General features: G+C 54.9%; 17 protein-coding genes and 1 pseudogene. 11 read left to right on the forward strand and 7 right to left on the reverse strand.

Annotation, left to right across the window (positions count from 1 at the left end):
• The first annotated feature begins 169 nt into the window (after positions 1-169).
• Positions 170-1,765 (forward strand): peptide chain release factor 3, encoded by a 1,596-nt coding sequence (locus DBQ51_RS10460; protein ID WP_054327460.1) that lies wholly within the window; start codon positions 170-172, stop codon positions 1,763-1,765.
• 50 nt (positions 1,766-1,815) lie between these two features.
• Here DBQ51_RS10460 and DBQ51_RS10465 read toward each other — a convergent pair whose 3' ends face one another.
• The gene (locus DBQ51_RS10465) at positions 1,816-2,388 is read right to left on the reverse strand and encodes a hypothetical protein (RefSeq protein ID WP_107631527.1); all 573 of its coding nucleotides are present in this window, start codon (positions 2,386-2,388) and stop codon (positions 1,816-1,818) included.
• 165 nt (positions 2,389-2,553) lie between these two features.
• On the opposite strand from DBQ51_RS10465, the gene DBQ51_RS10470 reads away from it, so the two are divergent.
• From DBQ51_RS10470 to DBQ51_RS10490, 5 genes are all read left to right on the forward strand, one after another.
• Complete coding sequence (locus tag DBQ51_RS10470) at positions 2,554-2,940, forward strand: GntR family transcriptional regulator (protein WP_054327462.1); 387 nt, start codon at positions 2,554-2,556, stop codon at positions 2,938-2,940.
• Positions 2,924-3,631: an ABC transporter ATP-binding protein gene (locus DBQ51_RS10475; RefSeq protein ID WP_054327463.1), complete on the forward strand. Its 708-nt coding sequence runs from the start codon at positions 2,924-2,926 to the stop codon at positions 3,629-3,631. Before DBQ51_RS10470 ends, DBQ51_RS10475 begins: the two co-directional genes overlap by 17 nt.
• Entirely contained in the window at positions 3,625-4,431 is an 807-nt protein-coding gene (locus DBQ51_RS10480; protein ID WP_107631528.1) for a hypothetical protein, read from the forward strand. Before DBQ51_RS10475 ends, DBQ51_RS10480 begins: the two co-directional genes overlap by 7 nt.
• 152 nt (positions 4,432-4,583) lie before the next feature.
• Positions 4,584-5,225, forward strand: coding sequence for a putative ABC transporter permease (locus DBQ51_RS10485; RefSeq protein WP_107631529.1), 642 nt, complete (start codon positions 4,584-4,586; stop codon positions 5,223-5,225).
• 59 nt (positions 5,226-5,284) lie between these two features.
• The gene (locus tag DBQ51_RS10490; protein ID WP_054327466.1) at positions 5,285-6,085 is read left to right on the forward strand and encodes a zinc ribbon domain-containing protein; all 801 of its coding nucleotides are present in this window, start codon (positions 5,285-5,287) and stop codon (positions 6,083-6,085) included.
• A gap of 485 nt (positions 6,086-6,570) precedes the next feature.
• Here DBQ51_RS10490 and DBQ51_RS10495 read toward each other — a convergent pair whose 3' ends face one another.
• The 5 genes from DBQ51_RS10495 to DBQ51_RS10515 all read right to left on the reverse strand — a co-directional run bounded on the left by DBQ51_RS10495 (position 6,571) and on the right by DBQ51_RS10515 (position 11,746).
• On the reverse strand, positions 6,571-7,854 hold the full coding sequence (locus DBQ51_RS10495; protein ID WP_107631530.1) for a TRAP transporter large permease: 1,284 nt from the start codon (positions 7,852-7,854) through the stop codon (positions 6,571-6,573).
• Positions 7,851-8,375 carry a TRAP transporter small permease gene (locus tag DBQ51_RS10500; RefSeq protein ID WP_107631531.1) on the reverse strand — a complete coding sequence of 175 codons (525 nt, stop codon included), beginning with the start codon at positions 8,373-8,375 and terminating at the stop codon, positions 7,851-7,853. Before DBQ51_RS10500 ends, DBQ51_RS10495 begins: the two co-directional genes overlap by 4 nt.
• 102 nt (positions 8,376-8,477) lie before the next feature.
• Entirely contained in the window at positions 8,478-9,548 is a 1,071-nt protein-coding gene (dctP, locus tag DBQ51_RS10505; protein WP_242977892.1) for a C4-dicarboxylate TRAP transporter substrate-binding protein, read from the reverse strand.
• A gap of 52 nt (positions 9,549-9,600) precedes the next feature.
• Positions 9,601-10,626: a zinc-binding alcohol dehydrogenase family protein gene (locus tag DBQ51_RS10510; protein WP_107631532.1), complete on the reverse strand. Its 1,026-nt coding sequence runs from the start codon at positions 10,624-10,626 to the stop codon at positions 9,601-9,603.
• Between the two features lie 46 nt (positions 10,627-10,672).
• Positions 10,673-11,746, reverse strand: a complete 1,074-nt coding sequence (locus DBQ51_RS10515; RefSeq protein ID WP_159068157.1) for a substrate-binding domain-containing protein — start codon at positions 11,744-11,746, stop codon at positions 10,673-10,675.
• Positions 11,747-12,144: 398 nt separating this feature from the next.
• On the opposite strand from DBQ51_RS10515, the gene DBQ51_RS10520 reads away from it, so the two are divergent.
• Genes DBQ51_RS10520 through DBQ51_RS10535 form a run of 4 tightly spaced genes read left to right on the forward strand, consistent with a single transcriptional unit; the run spans position 12,145 to position 15,170 of the window.
• Positions 12,145-12,771: an RraA family protein gene (locus tag DBQ51_RS10520; RefSeq protein WP_407923250.1), complete on the forward strand. Its 627-nt coding sequence runs from the start codon at positions 12,145-12,147 to the stop codon at positions 12,769-12,771.
• 29 nt (positions 12,772-12,800) lie between these two features.
• Complete coding sequence (locus tag DBQ51_RS10525) at positions 12,801-13,133, forward strand: UxaA family hydrolase (RefSeq protein ID WP_107631535.1); 333 nt, start codon at positions 12,801-12,803, stop codon at positions 13,131-13,133.
• 13 nt (positions 13,134-13,146) lie between these two features.
• Complete coding sequence (locus DBQ51_RS10530) at positions 13,147-14,364, forward strand: UxaA family hydrolase (RefSeq protein WP_107631536.1); 1,218 nt, start codon at positions 13,147-13,149, stop codon at positions 14,362-14,364.
• Positions 14,365-14,399: 35 nt separating this feature from the next.
• Positions 14,400-15,170 (forward strand): SDR family NAD(P)-dependent oxidoreductase, encoded by a 771-nt coding sequence (locus DBQ51_RS10535; RefSeq protein ID WP_107632170.1) that lies wholly within the window; start codon positions 14,400-14,402, stop codon positions 15,168-15,170.
• Between the two features lie 134 nt (positions 15,171-15,304).
• On the opposite strand, the pseudogene DBQ51_RS17625 reads toward DBQ51_RS10535, so the two are convergent.
• Positions 15,305-16,209 (reverse strand): annotated as a pseudogene (locus tag DBQ51_RS17625) (IS110 family transposase).
• Positions 16,210-16,479: 270 nt separating this feature from the next.
• On the opposite strand from DBQ51_RS17625, the gene DBQ51_RS10545 reads away from it, so the two are divergent.
• Positions 16,480-17,775, forward strand: a complete 1,296-nt coding sequence (locus tag DBQ51_RS10545; protein WP_107631537.1) for a nickel pincer cofactor-dependent isomerase, group 22 — start codon at positions 16,480-16,482, stop codon at positions 17,773-17,775.

The raw sequence follows: 17,775 nt of genomic DNA on the forward strand, positions 1-17,775 counted from the left end.
CTTTCGTCCGGCCGTTCCCGCAATAAAAGGTAGGATAGAGAGTAGAAAGCAAGAACATGTGGGGGGATCTTACGCTTTCCACATTTATACTATATCCGGCAATTGTGAAGATTCTGTGTACATTTCGCAAAAATTTATAAGTTTTGCATGATCGGGAGGAAATAAGCCTGTGGCAGACCTGAAGAAAGAAATCGAAAACCGGCGCACATTTGCGATCATATCGCACCCTGACGCTGGCAAAACCACCATAACCGAGAAATTTTTGCTCTACGGCGGCGCCATTCAGGAGGCCGGCATGGTCAAGGGCAAGAAAAACAGCCGCCACGCGGTTTCCGACTGGATGGAGATCGAAAAGCAGCGCGGTATTTCGGTCACCTCGTCGGTGCTACAGTTCCGGTACGAGGGCAAGTGCATCAACATCCTGGATACCCCGGGCCACCAGGACTTTTCCGAGGATACCTACCGCACGCTGATGGCGGCGGATTCGGCGGTCATGGTTATCGACGCGTCCAAAGGCGTGGAGGCGCAGACGCGCAAGCTGTTCAAGGTGTGCGCCATGCGCGGCGTGCCGATCTTCACGTTCATCAACAAGATGGACCGTGAGGCGCGCGACCCCTACGAGCTGCTTGAGGATATTGAAAACGAGCTGGGCATCGGCACCTACGCGGTCAACTGGCCAATCGGCTCGGGCAAGCGCTTCAAAGGCGTGTACGACCGCATGGACGACCAGGTCATCGCGTTCGAGGGTGCGGACTTCCGCCACGAGGTCAAGGCGCAGCGCCTGTCGATCGACGACCCGATCCTGGAGGGAATGCTGCCCGAGGACCAGTACCAGACCCTGATCGACGACGTGGAGCTGCTCTCCGGCGCGGGGGATGAATTCGACCTGAAAGCCGTGCATGAGGGAAAGCTGTCGCCGGTGTTCTTTGGCTCGGCGCTGACCAACTTTGGCGTGGAGCCTTTCCTCAAGAAGTTTTTGCAGATGACCCCGCCGCCGACTGCGCGCACTGCGGATATCGGCGTGATCGACCCATTTGAGGATCATTTTTCCGCGTTCGTGTTCAAGATTCAGGCGAACATGAACAAGGCGCACCGCGACCGCGTGGCATTCATGCGCATCTGCTCGGGCAAGTTTGAGCGCGGGCAGGAGGTGCTGCATGTGCGGACCGGCAAAAAGATGGCGCTCGCCGCGCCGCAGCAGCTCATGGCGCAGGACCGTTCGATCGTGGACGAGGCCTATGCGGGCGATATCATCGGCATCTTTGACCCGGGCGTGTTCGCGATTGGGGACACGGTATGCGACCCCAAGCGCAAATGCGTCTTTTCCGGCATACCGACCTTTGCGCCCGAGCTGTTCGCAACGGTGCGGCAAAAGGATACCTTAAAGCGCAAGCAGTTCGTCAAGGGCGTGGAGCAGATTGCGCAGGAGGGTGCGATTCAAATATTCCGCGAGCCGGGCTCGGGCATGGAGGCGGTCATTGTGGGCGTGGTTGGCGTGCTACAGTTCGAGGTGCTCGAATACCGCTTGAAAAACGAGTATAACGTGGAGATCATCCGCGAGAACCTGCCCTATGAGCATGTGCGCTGGGTGGAGAACGACGAGGAGGATTTCGACATCAAGCGCCTACAGCTTACGAGCGACACCAAAATCGTCGAGGATCTCAAGGGCAACAGCCTGCTGCTGTTCACCTCGCCGTGGAATATCACCTATGCGCTCGACCATAACGAAGACCTCCGCCTGGCGGAGTTTTCGGAAAACGCATAAAAAACGCGCGTCGGAACAAAGCGTTCCGGCGCGCGTTTTTTGGTGTGCCACTACATATGAAGCGGATCGTCCTCGCGGTTTTTGACTGCCCGCAGGTATTGCCAGAGCAGAACAAGCGGTGCAAGCTGGCAGACGAGCTGCACGACCAGCGCGGCCGGGTTTTGATAAAACAGGGTTTGTATGAAAGAGGCGGCCACCGCGCCGATCAGCGGCGTGTAAAAGCACCAGCGGATGCGGCGGGCGGGGTAGGCGTAGCCGCAGGGGATGACACGCTCATCCAGCGCCCAGTACATATGATACTGGCTGATCAGGCTGAACAGCGAGCCGGTCACCATCAGCAGCACCATGAAATGCACCATCATATCCGACGTACCCATAAACGTGCAGGCCAGAGCCAGGATGGAGAGGACCAGCGAGATGAGTTGGCAGGAAAAGGCGCGGCCGAACCTTGCCGATTCCTCCGAAAGACGGTGCAGAATATACAGCACCACGCCGTATGCCGCAAGGTTGAGGATGCTGGCGGCCAGGCTAACGCCGTTTTCAGGAAAGAGGCTGCCGAGGCTCGTGACCGCGGATACCACAAGCGCGGCCCAGAGCAGACGCAGGCTGGGATAGATCTTCATAAAAATTACCCTCCAGTGTACCTGTAATTATAGCATATCACGCGGGATTTTTCAGCAATAATTTAGCGGTCGCGGGGCTGGATAAAAAATTTTTGAAAAAGGTATTGACAATTATGCATTACTGTACTATTATCATAGTACAAAGAAACAGAGAGGAGCGAGCCTATGCAATGGCAACTGCGGGGCGACCGCCCGATCTACCAGCAGCTCATGGAGCAGCTGACCGAGCAGATCGTAAGCGGGCAGCTCGGCGCGGGCGATAAGGTGCCGCCCGTGCGGGAGCTGGCGGCGGAGGCGGGCGTGAACCCGAACACAATGCAGCGCGCGCTGGCAGATTTGGAGCGCGAAGGGCTGATGTACACCAACCGCACCAGTGGACGATATGTTACGGAGGATAAAGAGATGATAGCAAAAATTCGGGAGCAGATCGCAAGCGACCGTATTTCAGAATTTTTAGCCGGCATGAGTCAGCTCGGCTTTACCGAGAAGGAGATCGTGGCGCTTTTGGAAAAGCGCAGGGGGGAGGAGAAGAAGAATGGAACAGAGGAATGATCTGGTTGTATGCGAAGGGCTGACCAAGATTTACGGCAGTATCAGGGCGCTTGACAGCCTGAGCCTAACGCTCGAGCGCGGCCGCTTTATTGGCCTGCTGGGGCCGAACGGATCGGGCAAAACGACAGCGATCAAGCTGCTTAACGGCCTGCTGCAGCCGACCAGCGGCACGGTGCTGATCGACGGGGAAAAGCCGGGCGTGCATACGCACAGCGTGGTCAGCTATCTGCCCGACCGTGCTTACCTGAACGACTGGATGCGCGTGTGCGACCTGTTTGACTTTTTCGCGGACTTCTATGCGGATTTTGACAAGATCAAGGCGAACGATATGCTGAAAACGCTGGATATCAGCCCGTTGGCGCGTCTCAAAACGCTGTCCAAGGGGACGAAAGAAAAGGTGCAGCTCATCCTGACCATGAGCCGCAAGGCCCAGCTCTTCCTGCTTGACGAGCCGATCGGCGGCGTGGATCCCGCGGCGCGCGACTACATCCTCAACACCATCCTGTCCAATTACAGCGAGGACGCCACCGTGCTGCTCTCCACCCACCTGATCGCGGATATTGAGCGCGTGCTGGACGAGGTCATCTTTTTGAAAAACGGCGTGATGACCCTGCACGAGAGCGTGGATACCATCCGCGAGGAGCATGGGAAATCGGTCGATATGCTGTTCAGGGAGGTGTTTGCATGCTGAAACTGCTGAAATATGAGTGGAAAGCGTGCGCGCGCATCTGCCTTCCGATGTACGCGGCGGTGCTGCTGTTGGCCGTGGTCAACCGCCTGACCATGACTGACCAGGTGCAGAACCTGCTGTACGGCATCCCTACGGTGCTAATGGCAATGTTGTATTTCGCTGTGATGGTAGCGGTGTTCGTTGTAACCGCGGTTATCCTGATCCAACGGTTTTACAAAAACCTGCTGGGGGACGAGGGGTACCTGATGTTCACTCTGCCGGTGACGGTTTCTCAGCATATCTGGAGTAAGGTCATTGTTGCGACCGTTATGAGTATTATTGCTACAGTTGCGGCAGTGCTGAGCATAGGCATCATCGGTTCAGGTTCGGGCCTGCTCGTGGGGCTGGGCGATGTGCTGGCCGCCATATGGAAATCTTTTACGAGCGACCCTAATACGCTGTTCTATACTCTGGAGACGTTCGCTTGGCTGCTGATCTGTGCGGTTGTCGGTATGCTGTTCATCTACCTGTGTATCGCGCTGGGACATCTGGCGAAAAAGCACCGCGTGCTGATGGCGGTGGTTTGGTACTTTGTATTGTCCACTGTGTTCCAGTTCCTTTTCATGTTCTTTATCATGGGTGTGGGTAACCTGCCCTTTGACAGCGTATGGATGGCACTGGCAAACTTCTTCCGCGGCATCGGGCCGACTGCGACCATCCATATTGGCATGATAACGCTGTGCGTTGCAACGGCGGTGCCGGGCGCGGCGTTCTTCCTGGCGGTCCGCCATATTCTGAAGAACCGGCTCAATCTGGAATAAACCACATCTGTTTTTCACCACGGGGGACGCGCGGCGCCGCGCGTCCCTTTTTGCACCCCAAAGACGGGAAAATTGCAAAGTCTTAAGAAATTTGCGTATAAAATGAAAAGAAATTTCGGCTACAATGGAATTATGCAAAGGAGGCGGACGTCATGACGGGAAAAATACGGCAGTCCATCGGCCGGCAGTATGCGCCGGCTGAGCTGGCAGGGCTGTTCTTCGCTTTTTCCGCGGCGGGCTGGCTATGGGAGGTTGCGCTCCACCTCGTATTCAACGGTGAGCTGGTCAAGCGCGGCACGATGTTGGGGCCGTGGCTGCCGATCTACGGCGCGGGCGGCGTGTTGGCTGTTTTGCTGCTGCGCCGCTTCGCGGACAAACCGCTGCGGGTGTTTGCGTTGGGTGTCGCGCTCTGCACGGTGATCGAATACGTCACGGGCAGGTATCTGGATAGCCTGTACGGCCTGCGCTGGTGGGACTATTCCATGCTCCCGCTCAATATCGACGGATTGGTCAGCCCGCTGACCTCGCTGGTGTTCGGCGCAGGCTGCTGCGCTGCGGTATATTGGGCGGGTCCCATGGCCGCGGGATGGATGCGGCGGTTGCCTAGGCCGCAGGCGCGGCAGTGCTGCGCGTTGCTGGCGGTGGTGTTCCTGCTGGACTTTGGATGGTCTGCGTTGCATCCCAATACCGGCGCGGGCGTCACCACCAGCCTGCCGTCCGCCCAGGCGGCGGAAGGGCTGACCGTGATCGATCCCGCCCAGGTTCATTTGCTTTTGTGCAGCATGGCAAAATAATCTTGCGCGTGCCCCCTCGCTCTGGTATGATAAAAGCAGGAGAGAGGGGAGGCGTTTTTATGAAATGCCAGCATTGTGGGATCAATTTTGACGACGGCGACCGAGAGTGTCCGATCTGCGGCGCCAGGGCGGGCAGCCGGGGGCGGCTGTCGGTGCGGCGCGGCGCGTCGTTCCGGCCGCACGGAAGCGCCGCGCCCAAAACAACGGAGCCGACCATCCTGAACGGCAAGGTGAAAAAGGACCGCGCGGCCCAGAAAAAGAAAGGGCGCGTCATCGCGCTGGTTTCCGCGGCGGTGGTGCTTTTGCAGTTGGTGCCGGCCGTATTCGGCCTGATCGGTGATTTTGTGGGTGATATCCGCTTCGGGGAGCCGTATGTGGAGCCGGAACCCCCGTATTCGGAGGCGGACGACTGGTATGAGGACGACGGGGGCGCGTACAACGTCATATCCCTTGCGGATCTGCTGGGTCTGCGGTCGGTCGTGGAGTTGCCGGACGGCAGTCTACTGGAGCTGTACGCGGAGGGTGACGAACACTATTCGCTGTATATCGAGGGGCGGTATTCGGAAAGCGGCGACGTATGGATCATGTACAATGCGCCGGACGACGAGTTGTATCCCGACATTGCGCAATACCCGCCGGAGGAATACGACAGCTTTACCATCTGCCTGACGTACGATTCGCTGGAGTGGGAGGAGCCGGCGGTGGATATTTCCTACCATCAGGAGATGGGCGATATGTGGCTGCTGGCGCATATTAGCCGCGATGGGAGCGAGATCGTGCTGGACGACTGGTTCGGCGACGCCGCGTTCCTGTTCGGCGAGGAGCAGTTCCTGCCGGTCAAAGCGGTGGAGACTGCATGAAGAGTGAAAAAAGGAAGCCCTAGCCGTGTATCTACATAAGGATAACAAGACAAACCTGTTTCAGAGCATATACCATATATAAGAATGTCACAGAGCGGTTACTCTGTGACATTTTTTTGTATCCCGTCATACTTTAGCTAAGCTTTGGGGACTGTTCAACTGTTAACAGCCCCATTGTCCCAAAGCTGCAGATGCCCATGTTTCCTATCTATATAAAGTCCCGCTTTTCGTCCGCATCTCCATGAATTTCTGCGAGGCACGGTGCATAAAAGTCATGTTCTGCATGCGGATGCAATCCATATCGGGGGCAGAGGTGGTGGTGTTAGCGCCGCAAGTAATACCCCGTTCAACCGCACACGGCATAGCATCATTGGAGGCAGGCATAGTAAAGGTGTACCCTGCCACCGCCCTTGCTGATGAGTCCAGTTCATTATCATCCTTGTCAATGATGGTAAACTCGTCCAGTTAATAATAGCTGTCCGGCGTCAGTAGATCAGATTAACCAAGAACGTAGACAGTGGCGGGAAGTATGTCAGCAGCAGGATATCGGCCGCGAACAGGATATAAAACGGTACCGCTTCCCTGATAAAGTCCTTGGTCGGACACTTGGTAATACCGCAGGTGACGAACATCAGCGTACCCATCGGCGGGGTGAACGCACCGATTGTGCAGTTGAAGATATAAACCATTGCAAAGTGGACCGGATCAATGCCGAACGCCAGCGCAACCGGATGCAGCAGCGGCCCGAGCACGATCATCGACGCATTACCTTCTACGAACATGCCCACGATGATCAGGAAGATGTTGACAACCAGCAGGAATATGTATTTGTTGTCGATGGCGTTGGTCATCCAGTTGGCAAACGTCTGTGGAATCTGCTCGCGGGTCAGCACCCAGGAAAAGCAGGACGCCGCCGCGACGATCAGCATGATCGAGCTGGTGGTGGTGACCGTTTCCTTGCAGCCCTTGGCAAAGTTCTTGAGCTTCATCTCATGGTACAGCACGCCGAGCGCCAGCGCATAAACGATCGCGACCGTGCCGGCCTCGTTCGCGGTGAACACGCCGATACGCACGCCGCCGATAATGATGATCGGCAGCAGCATGGGCAGGATCGCCGGACGGATCGCATCCCACTTTTCATGCGCTGATATCTTTTCCGTCTGCATCGGCTTGTAGCCTCGCCTTTTGGATACAAAGTGCGTGAAGATCATCAGCGTGGCGGTCAGGAACAGGCCGGGGCCAATGCCAGCGACGAACAACTGGCCGACCGAGATGTTATTGATGCAGGCGTAAATAATCAGGCCGGTTCCGGGCGGAATCAGCGGCACGACCATGCCGGAGGCCGCGGTGATAACGGTCGAGAACGCCTTGGAGAAGCCGTGCGCCTCCATAGAGGGAACGAGCATCTTGGCTTCCATCGCCGCGTCCGCGAGCGAGGAGCCGGACAGGCCGCCCATCAGCGTGGACAGCAGGATGTTAACCTGCGCCAGACCGCCGGGCATGCGCGCGGTCAGAACGGCGCAGCAGTCCATGATGCGGCGCGTAACGCCCGTATAGTTCATGAATACGCCCGCCATGACGAAGAACGGGATCGCCAGCAGGGACAGACCCTGTGCGCCGGCCAGCGTCTGCTGGGCGAAAATCGTTGCGTTGGTTGCCGGATTGCCGAGGAAATAGATCGCCGAGGCCGCCAGCACCGAGATATACACCGGTACTTTCAGGAAAAGCATGACCAGCAAAAGGATGCAGGAGATACCAATGATATTCATTCTTTCTTCGCCTCCTCGAACTCTTCCTCCGTAATCGCTTCAATGGTTTCCTGCTCGGAATAATGGAAGAAATTCACCAGCACAAAGTTGAAGATCTGCCAGATGCAGGATACCGGTACAATGCAGTAAATTAAAATATAGGAAATGTGCAGCACCGCGGTGGTGCGGCCGCTGTTTGCGAACACCATCATGTACTGTATGGACAGGTAGCCCAGGAACAGCAGCGTGACAATGGTCACGAGCAGGATCAGGATGTTGATTATGTTCTTTACCGCTTTGGGGAAAAACTCAAAAAACACCTCGATCGCCGCATGGTTGCCGGTGCGGAACGCAGCGCCGGCCGCACCAAAAATCACCCAGACGATCATGGCCGCCTGAATCTCCTCAATCCAAGTAAAGGGGGAGCCTAAAATATAGCGTGCAACTACGCCGGCAAAGGTAAGACCTACCAGCACGCACATCGCAATGGACGCGATCGCTACATCGATGTTGAGCAGTATTATTTTCCATTTTTGCTTCATGTTTGGTCCTCCGGTTTCCCGCGTTTTATGATGAAAGAGGGGAGGCGGAGAACTCCGCTTCCCCTCTTTTTCAGCAGTATTGCAAAGCTCGCCGGCTCAGCATTATGCAGCGGTACAGATTTCCTTAACAGTGTCGTACAGGCCCTCTGTCCAACCCAGCGCAGCGGTGGATTCGTTGAAGAATTTCTGTGCGGCTTCTATCCACTGCTCCTTTTCCTCGGGAGTCAGCTCGATGAACGTCACGCCGACCTTTTTCATCTCTGCCTCGGCATTGGCATTGGCCTCGTCGATCATCTCGTTGTTGTACAGGCCCGCCTCGTCCGCGCACTCCATCAGGATCTGCTGCTGCTCTTCGGTCAGGGTGCTGAAGAAGGATTCGCCGCAAATCCACATCGAGGTGGCAAGGATATGCTCGTTCTTTACCACATGCTTGGCAACCTCGTGGAACGAACGATTGTACATACAATAAATCGGATTTTCGAATGCATCGATCGTTTTGCCGCTCATCGCCTGATACACATCGGCCAGATCCATGCCGACCGGCGTTGCACCCAGGTCCTCAAAGCTTCTGACCGACAGGTCGTTGGAGGATACACGCAGCTTCAGGCCGGTCAGATCGGACGGAGTACGGATCTCTTTCGTGGAAAGGATGTCGCGCGCGCCATACATCCAGTTGGAGGTCAGGACGCGCAGACCACCGGTAGCGGCCAGCTTGTCGCACAGCTCCTTGTACCAGTCGCTCTCTACCAGCGTCCATACCTCGTCCCAGCTCTCAAACGCATAGGGCGCGTAGAAAATACCGAAATCCGGTACGCCGTAATCGGCAAGGAAAGCGCCGTCCGCGATGGTGATGACGTTTTCGCCCATCAGCATCTGGTCGATCAGGTCGTTTTTCTTACCTAACGTAGAGTTCGGGAACAACTCCATCTGGATCGAGCCGCCCGATTTTTCCTCTACCAGCTGTTCCCACTTTTCCACTGCCATCGCAACCGGCTCTGTGGTCGCGTTTTCAAAGCCCACATTAATAGTAACAACATTATCCACGGACGCAACCTCCGGCGGGGCGGTTTCTTCCTTGGTCTGTGTGTCGCTGTTGCCGCAGGCGGTCAAACTCAATGCGGTCGCGCCGCAAAGCAGCATGGCCAGCAGCCTCTTCTTCATCGTCTGTTTCATTGTAGCAGTCCTCTTTTCTTTTATATATTGTCAACTTCACCCTCACGGTCGTTCAGGTAAAGTCGAGTACAACTTTCAGCATTTTTCCTGCGTTAGCGGAAAACTCCTCAAACGCCTGCGGCGCGTCCGTCCACTTGTAGGTGTTGGTGACGATCTTCTCCAAATCGATGCCGCCCGATTTCACCAGATCAATCAACTCCACAAAGTCCTTTTTCATCGCGTTGCGCGAGCCGTAAATGTTCAGCTCTTTTTTCTGGATGATCGTAAAAAAGAAATTGTCTAAGTTGCGCTTGGATACGCCGATCAGCACCACGCGCGCGCCGAAGCAGGCCGCGTCAATACAGTTCATGAACGTCTCCGGCATGCCGACCGCCTCGATCGTCACATCGAACCCATTCCCGTCGGTCAGCGCGGCGACATCCTTTGTGAACGCCTCCGGCGATTCGTTGAGCAGCTTGTGGTCCAGGCCGAATGTCCGGCAGGCATACTCGAGCTTGTCCGGTGCCACATCGCAGATCGTGACCTCGGCCCCCTTCGCCTTGGCCGCGACTGCGGCCAGCACGCCAATCGTGCCAGCGCCGACCACCAGCACCTTTTCGCCCGCCTTGACGTTTGCCCGCTGCACGCCGTGGTAGCTGATGCAGAATGGCTCGATCAGCGTCAGCACCTTGGGGTCCAGCCCCTTGCCGTCGTAAATGCGCTCGACCGGCATGGTGATGTATTCGGCAAACGCCCCCTCGCGCTGCACCCCCATCGTCTCGTTGCCCGTGCAGGCATTGACCAAGCCTCTCCTGCACGAATAACATGTCCCGCAGTTGAAATACGGATTACAGGTTACGATCATGCCCGGCTTAAGCCCTTCCTCGTTTTCGTCGATCTCCACGATCTCCGCCGAAAACTCGTGTCCTGGTATACGCGGATACGATACATATGCGTTCGCACCCCGATAGGAGCCGAGGTCGCTTCCGCAGATACCCCCGTACAGAAGCTTGAGCAACGCTTCCCCCGGCTTCCTCTCTGGTTTCGCAATTTCTTGGATTTCTACCTTGCCCGGTTCCTTGATGCAGATGGCTTTCATACGCTTTTATTCTACCTCCTGTGTTCCGCAGCAAAATTATACTTTCTTACAGCAGCAGTCCGTTCAGGCCGCCCTGTTCGCCCTCATACATCGGCAGGCTGCTCTGGAAAATGATCTCGCTGCCAACATATACAATTTCGCTTACGGGCTTTTGCTCGCGCAGCAGATATTCTGTCAGATACTTTGCTGCCATATATGATTGTGCATAGGGATTTTTTAAAAACAGATTGGAGAATACACCGTTTTTCAGGAATTCGATGTTCTCAAGGAACAGATCGCTGCCGACAGCCACAATGCTGCCTGCTTTCCCGCTTTGTTCAATTGCCCGTCCCAGCCGCACGCTGCCACGTGTGTTAGCGCTGAAGCAACCTCCGATATCCTCCTTCTGCTGTAACAGCCGAAGCAGTTTTTCAAAGCTCTCCTCGTTGCCATTTTCACTGTCATGCACCTTGTAGACAACACGCTCGGCACGTTTTTCCTTCAGGTAGTTCTCAAAGCCCTCAACAATCAGATAGTGCGATGGGATCATCATATCGCCAGCTGATATCAAAATTGCCCTATCTGCCGGCACTCGGCCGAGCATCAGTTCAGCCAGCACCCGCCCGATCACATCATAATTGGGCTGTACACAGCAAATGCGGCCGGACTGCGGCTGGTCATTGCCAACCAGTACCATGGGGATATGCTTTTGCGTAAACCGTTGAAGTGAGATTTTGCCGCGCATATCCATATAACCAACGGTGATCAGTCCATCGATTTGGTAGTTCTCGAGCAGGTCGATCAGTTCATCATGCTGGTCATTGCCGCTGTCCTCATAATACGGCGCTTCGATCAACTGGATGTTAAAATCCTTCATGCCTCCGATATAATCACGCACGCCCTTCCAAGCGCCTGTATAGTAGTAACGGTTATCTGCTGTTGGACCTGGGAAAGCCACCGCGATCTTGACTGCCTTGCGCTTGAGCGACACAGCAACTGAATTAGGACGGTAGCCCATCCGCTGTGCAGTTTCTCTGATGTACTGACGCGCTTCTTCGCTCACACCCGGCTTGCCGTTCAACGCACAATGAATTGATGCAATAGAATACTGCGTTTCCCGTGCAATATCCTTGATCGTCACTCTTTTTTCCTCTGTCCGGTTCAAGCTGTCACCTCAATCTATTTACAAAACGTTTTTGTTTTTTGTTTGTGCTTAGTCTAAATCTTTCTATCATTTTTGTCAATTATTTTTATAATTTTTGTTTTTTTTCGTTCATTTTTCACTTTTTTTCTTGTTTTATTTTATTTATTATACATAACGTTTTGGTAATTTTGGCTATGCTCTTGCTCTTTGTATATTTATTTTTCACATTTTTTTAGTGATTTTATTGATGAATTATCCAAAATAAAATTATTTTTTTAATTATTATTGACATTTTCTATTTTGTTTCATAAACTTGTTACAACCAAATCGTTTTATATGGAAGGGATTGAGACTTTATGCAGCATCAGGAGAATGAAGCAACACTTTTTCAATTGATGAAAGACAAATTGTATACGCCTGTTGTTGGCGATATTTTGGACGGCATGGGTTATTACCATCAGTTTCTGCCCCAGAGCATCCGTCCGCTGCGTGACGATATGAAGCTGGCAGGCAAGGCGATGACCGTGTTGATGATTGATGTATTCGGCCCACAAAAAAAGCCGTTTGGCCTGTTGACCGAAGCGCTTGATCAACTACAGGAGAACGAGATCTACATCGCCACAGGCGGTACGCAGCGCTGCGCCTACTGGGGCGAGCTGCTCACCGCAACCGCCCGTACCCGCGGCGCAGCCGGCGCCGTGGTAAACGGCTGGCACCGCGATACGCCGCAGGTGCTGGAGCAGAACTGGCCGGTATTTAGCCAGGGCTGCTATGCCCAAGACTCCAGTGTGCGGACGCAGGTCGTTGATTTCCGCTGCCCGATTGAGATCGGACAAGCAACCATCCACGACGGCGACTTGCTCTTCGGCGATGTGGACGGCGTGCTGGTCATCCCGCAGCAGATAGCGGACGAGGTAATCGAAAAGTCACTTGAAAAGGCGGCAGGCGAAAAGGTTGTCCGCAAGGCAATCGAGGCCGGTATGAGCGCGACTGATGCCTTTGCCAAATTCGGCATTTTATAACCCGCTGTCAGCAGAAAGGAGAAGACCCTATGGACGAAGCAATCGCATTCCGTATCGCGCAAAATGATAATGTTGCTACCGCACTTTGTCCGATCGAACCTGGCACAGTTCGCCTCACCGGCGCAGATGGACTGCCCGCCGTGCAGGCGCTCGAGTCCATTCCGATGGGACATAAGCTGGCACTGCGCGATATTGCCGCCAACGAGCCGATCGTCAAATACGGCGTTACGATTGGGCAGGCAACGCAGCCCATCACCACTGGTAGCTGGGTACATCTGCACTGCATGAAAAGCAATTACGACGAGCGCTCGAGCCACCTTGACCCTGTAACCGGCGCGCCGCAGGATATCCGCTATGAATAAGGGGAAAACAACCATGAACTGGAAGGAAACAACATGGCAGGGCTATGGCCGTCAAAACGGCGCAGCCGGTATCCGCAACAAAGTTCTTGTTATCTACACCGTCGAGTGCGCCTCTTTTGTCGCACAGGAGGTTGTGCGACAGACTGGCCGCAGCAATGTCGAGGTGGTCGGCTTTTCCGGTTGCACGGACAACGAATACGCCGTACGTCTGCTAATCGCACTCATCCGGCACCCCAACGTGGGCGCAGTGCTGTCCATCGGGCTGGGCTGCGAGTATGTGCAACCCGAATGGCTGTCCCGCATCGCCACCGAAGAAGGCAAGCCGACCCGCTGGTTTTTCATCCAGAACGAAGGTGGTACGCTGCCCTCGGTGCAGAAAGGCCTGCGGTGTGTGGACGAGCTATGCGCCGCGCTGACGCACACGCCCCGCGTCCCCATGCGCTTTTGCGACCTTGTGATCGGCGCGGAATGTGGAGGCAGCGATTATACGAGCGGTCTTGCCGGCAACGTAGTTGTCGGCCGCCTGTTCGACCAGCTGGTCGACGCAGGCGGCACTGCGATCTTCGAGGAGATCGTCGAAGCTGTCGGTCTGATCGATGTTCTGGCTGCCCGCGCCGCCACGGCGGAGGCGTGCCAGCAACTGGTAGATACCTATGATAAAGCACTTGATTACTGCAAATCCGTCCGCCAGTATTCGGTAAGTCCGGGTAACTTTACAGGCGGCCTGTCTACTATCGAGGAAAAAAGCATGGGCGCTATTGTCAAAAGCGGCACAAAGCCCATCGAGGGGGTAGTCAAGGTCAGCCAGCAGCCAGACCACGCCGGACTGTGGCTGCTCGATTCTACGCCCGATCCCTACTGGATGCAGTTCGGTATTACTAATCCCAACGACAACGAAGGCCTGATGGACCTGATTTCTGCCGGTTGCCATCTGACATTTTTGGTCACAGGCCGCGGCAACGTGGTGGGAAGCGCGGTTGCACCTGTCCTCAAAATCACCGGCAACCATCAGACCTATACGCGCATGGAGGGCGATATGGACTTTGACGCCAGTCCCATGCTGACCGGCCACTGCTCGCAGGACGAACTGACAGGTCAGCTTGCCGGACTGGTCTGTGCAGTCGCTGCCGGACAGCCTAGCAAAAGCGAAGCCCTCGGCCACAAGGAATACTTTATCCCTTACAAATATCAGGAGTGCATTGCACAAAAACGCTGCGCGCAACAAGCTTGACCGCACATTATACCAAACAGAAAGGCATGAATAAAATGATCGATACACAGACACTGTTTTCTCTGGCAGGCCGCACGGCCGTTATCACCGGCGGCGCGTCCGGCCTTGGCCTTGCCATCACCGAATGCATGGTGGCCGCAGGCGCGCACGTTGTCGTGCTGGGCTCGCGCACTCCCGCGCAGGCGGCCGTGTCTTTGGCTGTCTTCGGAGAGCAGGTATCTTTCTGCCAGTTTGACGTGTGCGACACCGACCGCGCCCCGCAAATGGCAGAGCAGATCATCGCCGAGCACGGACCGGTCAGCATCCTGGTAAACAATGCGGGAAACCATTGCAAAAAGCCGATCGAGGAAATGACTGTCGCTGACTACACCCGTGTGCTTGATCTGCACCTGGTTGGTGCCTTCGCGCTGACCAAGGCTTTTGTGCCGCACATGAAAACGAACGGCAGGGGCAGTATTATTTTTCAGGCAAGCATGACCAGTTACATTGGTCAGCCCAATGTATGCGGTTACGCCACAGCCAAGGCCGGCTACCTAGGTCTTGTACATACGTTGACCGCTGAGTGCGCCGCGAGCGGTGTGCGCGTCAATGCGATCGCCCCTGGCTGGATCGACACGCCGATGTTCCATCAGGCCACTGATAACGACCCCGAGCGTCTCGGCAAGATCATGAGCCGCATCCCTATGAAGAAGACCGGCCTGCCCATCGACATCGGCATGGCCGCCGTGTTTTTGAGCAGCGACGCCGCGCAGTATATCTCCGGCGTGTGCCTGCCAGTCGACGGTGGCGCGCTGATCGGTTTCTAAGCCCCAAGCCTGCAAATAAAAAATCAAGCCCTTAGTAGGACTTGGCAGAAGAAAATTTGCAGAGAGAGGCCGGATAGAAATGAGCAACACAAAAAGGCTGCCGTCCAGCGTCGGCCTGAAAAAACAGGAAGAATTTATTGAGGTTTTTGCAACCCGGTGGAGTCCATATCCATCGGCGGCGGCAGATCCTCCAGAGTGGAAAAGCACTCCATGACCTTGCTGAAGTAACGACGGAGGAACTTGTTGGCCCCGCAGTCATGTAGACATAGTAGGGCTTTCCCTCCGTGCGCTTGCGATCCAGAAATTGGAGTACAGGTTCGTCCGCTGGCGCTTTCTGTAAATAGCAGGCCATTACATTGAACAACGCTTTTCGCAGGTAGGGCGAACCTCGCTTGGAGGATTTGTTGCTAAGGACATTTTTCTCCCCAGACTGTGGGCATGAAGTCAACTTCTGCAAAGGCCGCCAGAGATTGTTTCCGCTCAAACCGGCGCACGTCCCCAATCTCCGCCATGAGTTGAGGACCAAGGGAGTCTCCCGCACCGTACATCCCCATCACCACGGGGTATTCCGGCAGTTGGGAAGCAGGGCGATCAGATTGTTGGAAGTGGCGGTTTTCTGTTTGGAGGCTAGATGGAATTAAGGGTTTTCAAGTCATAACGAATTCTGTCCATAGGAGTACAATCCCGTAGATCAGCCCTGCTGTTAAGGGAGTACCGGGTAATTTTCATAGCGTCAGCTTTATCCGTTTTGACTTTGCGAAAAGGAATTGCCGCCATACTCCTTAATGAGCAGTGGATTGACGGCGCTGACAAAGAAACCGGCCTCATACAGCACATTAGCTACTGCTTCGTAGTAACGCCCTGTGTATTCCATGACCACTCGGGTTTCCCCTTTAATAGTTTTCAACTGCTGGACTAAGTGGGCGAGCCCCTCAGCGCTGTGGCTAACCTCAAAAGGGACACGAACCACTTCGCCAAAAGGACGGAGTACTGCCACGGTACTTTTTCTGCTGGAAACATCCATACCTGCTGCGTTCATGTTCAACACTCCCAGAATGAATTTGCAATGGACTAAGGACATCTTTTCCCACTGCCGATTCCATCTGTTTGCCTTAGGCTCAACCTGCACAAATCGAACGCTGCGAACGGGAGGGTAGCTAACTGACTTTGGGACGGGCGTGAAAGCCCTTGGAGGTTTAAGCCAGACCATTACCTCTTCATTCTACAGCTTAGGCAACGAGATGCCTCTTGCCTATGGCTGGCTGCCATATCTTAGGGACAAATTTATTGTAACAGGAGGTTTTGCACCATGTTCATCAATTTTCCTGAAGTTAGCGGTATAATCATGCAGGAAAAAGAGGTCTCTCTGCCACGCATGGTAACCGTTCAACAAAAATATGCCACGCAGAAAATCGAGGATATCACCGTTCACATCCGCAGGGAGATGGAGATTCTCGCGCCAAAGGCACAGCAGTTTTGTGGCAAGCGCATCGCTATCACCTCAGGCTCCCGCGGCATTCCTCATATCGACGAGATCACCTGTGCCGTATGTGACGTACTGCTCGAATGGGGGGCTAAGCCATTTATCGTGCCTGCGATGGGCAGCCACGGCGGCGCAACAGCCAAAGGGCAGGCTGAAGTATTAGCCAGCTATGGTGTGACCGAGGAGCGGGTACACGCACCTATCTTGTCCAGTATGGAGGTCGTGAAGTATGGTACGCTCCCCAATGGCCTGCCACTGTACTGCGACAAGTTGGCTTTCGAGTCGGATGGCATCGTGCTGCTACACAAGGTAAAGCCGCACACCGATTTTCAAAGCAACCATGAGAGCGGTCTGGTCAAAATGATTGGCATTGGTCTGGGCAAGCATAAGGGCGCGACCGCGCTGCACTCACAGGGCTTTGCCGAGTTCGGCAGCTTTCTCAACATGGCAGCCGAACAGTTTATGCAGAAAGCGCCGGTAGCGTTCGGCGTAGGTATTGTGCAGAATGCCTATGACGAGCTGCGTACTATCCGCGTCATCCCGCGAGAGCAAATTTTGGAAGCAGACGAGCAGTTGCTGCAGGAGGCCCGTCAGCAGATCGCGGGCTTCAAGTTTGATGACATCGACGTACTAATCATCGACCAGATCGGCAAGAACATCAGCGGCTACGGCTTCGATCCCAATGTAATCGGCCGCTCAAACAGCAAGTGCTATGGGTTTAAGGACCCGGTACAGATCAAACGGCTGTTTGTCCGCGGCCTGACACCGCAGAGCCATCACAACGGTAGCGGACTGGCCGATGTGGATATCACCACCCGGCGCTGTCTGAATGATGTGGATTGGGCCGAGACCTGGACCAATTTGATCACCTGCACAGAGATCCAAGGTGCCAAGATACCGATGTATATGAACAACGACCGTGACGCTTTGCTTGTCGCTCTGCGTTGCTGCGGCGGTACACCACGGCCGCACCGCGTGGTCCGCATCCGCGATACGCTTTCGCTGTATGAAATTCAGGTATCCGAGGCACTGTACGACTCGATCAAGGACCAGCCTGATATTGAGTATGTGTGCGGCCCTGTAGACCTGTGTTTTGATGGTGAGGGTTTTCTGCTCGACTGA

The organism is Agathobaculum massiliense (assembly GCF_900291975.1).
Taxonomy (GTDB): Bacteria; Bacillota; Clostridia; order Oscillospirales; family Butyricicoccaceae; genus Agathobaculum; species Agathobaculum ammoniilyticum.

What these genes read in the sequence shown, in the direction of transcription:
- DBQ51_RS10535 (WP_107632170.1), top strand. Translation starts at nt 14,400, where the DNA reads ATGATCGATACACAGACACTGTTTTCTCTGGCAGGCCGCACGGCCGTT.
- DBQ51_RS10530 (WP_107631536.1), top strand. Translation starts at nt 13,147, where the DNA reads ATGAACTGGAAGGAAACAACATGGCAGGGCTATGGCCGTCAAAACGGC.
- DBQ51_RS10495 (WP_107631530.1), bottom strand. Translation starts at nt 7,854, where the DNA reads ATGAATATCATTGGTATCTCCTGCATCCTTTTGCTGGTCATGCTTTTC.
- DBQ51_RS10465 (WP_107631527.1), bottom strand. Translation starts at nt 2,388, where the DNA reads ATGAAGATCTATCCCAGCCTGCGTCTGCTCTGGGCCGCGCTTGTGGTA.
- DBQ51_RS10475 (WP_054327463.1), top strand. Translation starts at nt 2,924, where the DNA reads ATGGAACAGAGGAATGATCTGGTTGTATGCGAAGGGCTGACCAAGATT.
- DBQ51_RS10525 (WP_107631535.1), top strand. Translation starts at nt 12,801, where the DNA reads ATGGACGAAGCAATCGCATTCCGTATCGCGCAAAATGATAATGTTGCT.
- DBQ51_RS10490 (WP_054327466.1), top strand. Translation starts at nt 5,285, where the DNA reads ATGAAATGCCAGCATTGTGGGATCAATTTTGACGACGGCGACCGAGAG.
- DBQ51_RS10510 (WP_107631532.1), bottom strand. Translation starts at nt 10,626, where the DNA reads ATGAAAGCCATCTGCATCAAGGAACCGGGCAAGGTAGAAATCCAAGAA.
- DBQ51_RS10520 (WP_407923250.1), top strand. Translation starts at nt 12,145, where the DNA reads ATGAAAGACAAATTGTATACGCCTGTTGTTGGCGATATTTTGGACGGC.
- DBQ51_RS10480 (WP_107631528.1), top strand. Translation starts at nt 3,625, where the DNA reads ATGCTGAAACTGCTGAAATATGAGTGGAAAGCGTGCGCGCGCATCTGC.
- DBQ51_RS10470 (WP_054327462.1), top strand. Translation starts at nt 2,554, where the DNA reads ATGCAATGGCAACTGCGGGGCGACCGCCCGATCTACCAGCAGCTCATG.
- DBQ51_RS10485 (WP_107631529.1), top strand. Translation starts at nt 4,584, where the DNA reads ATGACGGGAAAAATACGGCAGTCCATCGGCCGGCAGTATGCGCCGGCT.
- dctP (WP_242977892.1), bottom strand. Translation starts at nt 9,548, where the DNA reads ATGAAACAGACGATGAAGAAGAGGCTGCTGGCCATGCTGCTTTGCGGC.
- DBQ51_RS10500 (WP_107631531.1), bottom strand. Translation starts at nt 8,375, where the DNA reads ATGAAGCAAAAATGGAAAATAATACTGCTCAACATCGATGTAGCGATC.
- DBQ51_RS10545 (WP_107631537.1), top strand. Translation starts at nt 16,480, where the DNA reads ATGTTCATCAATTTTCCTGAAGTTAGCGGTATAATCATGCAGGAAAAA.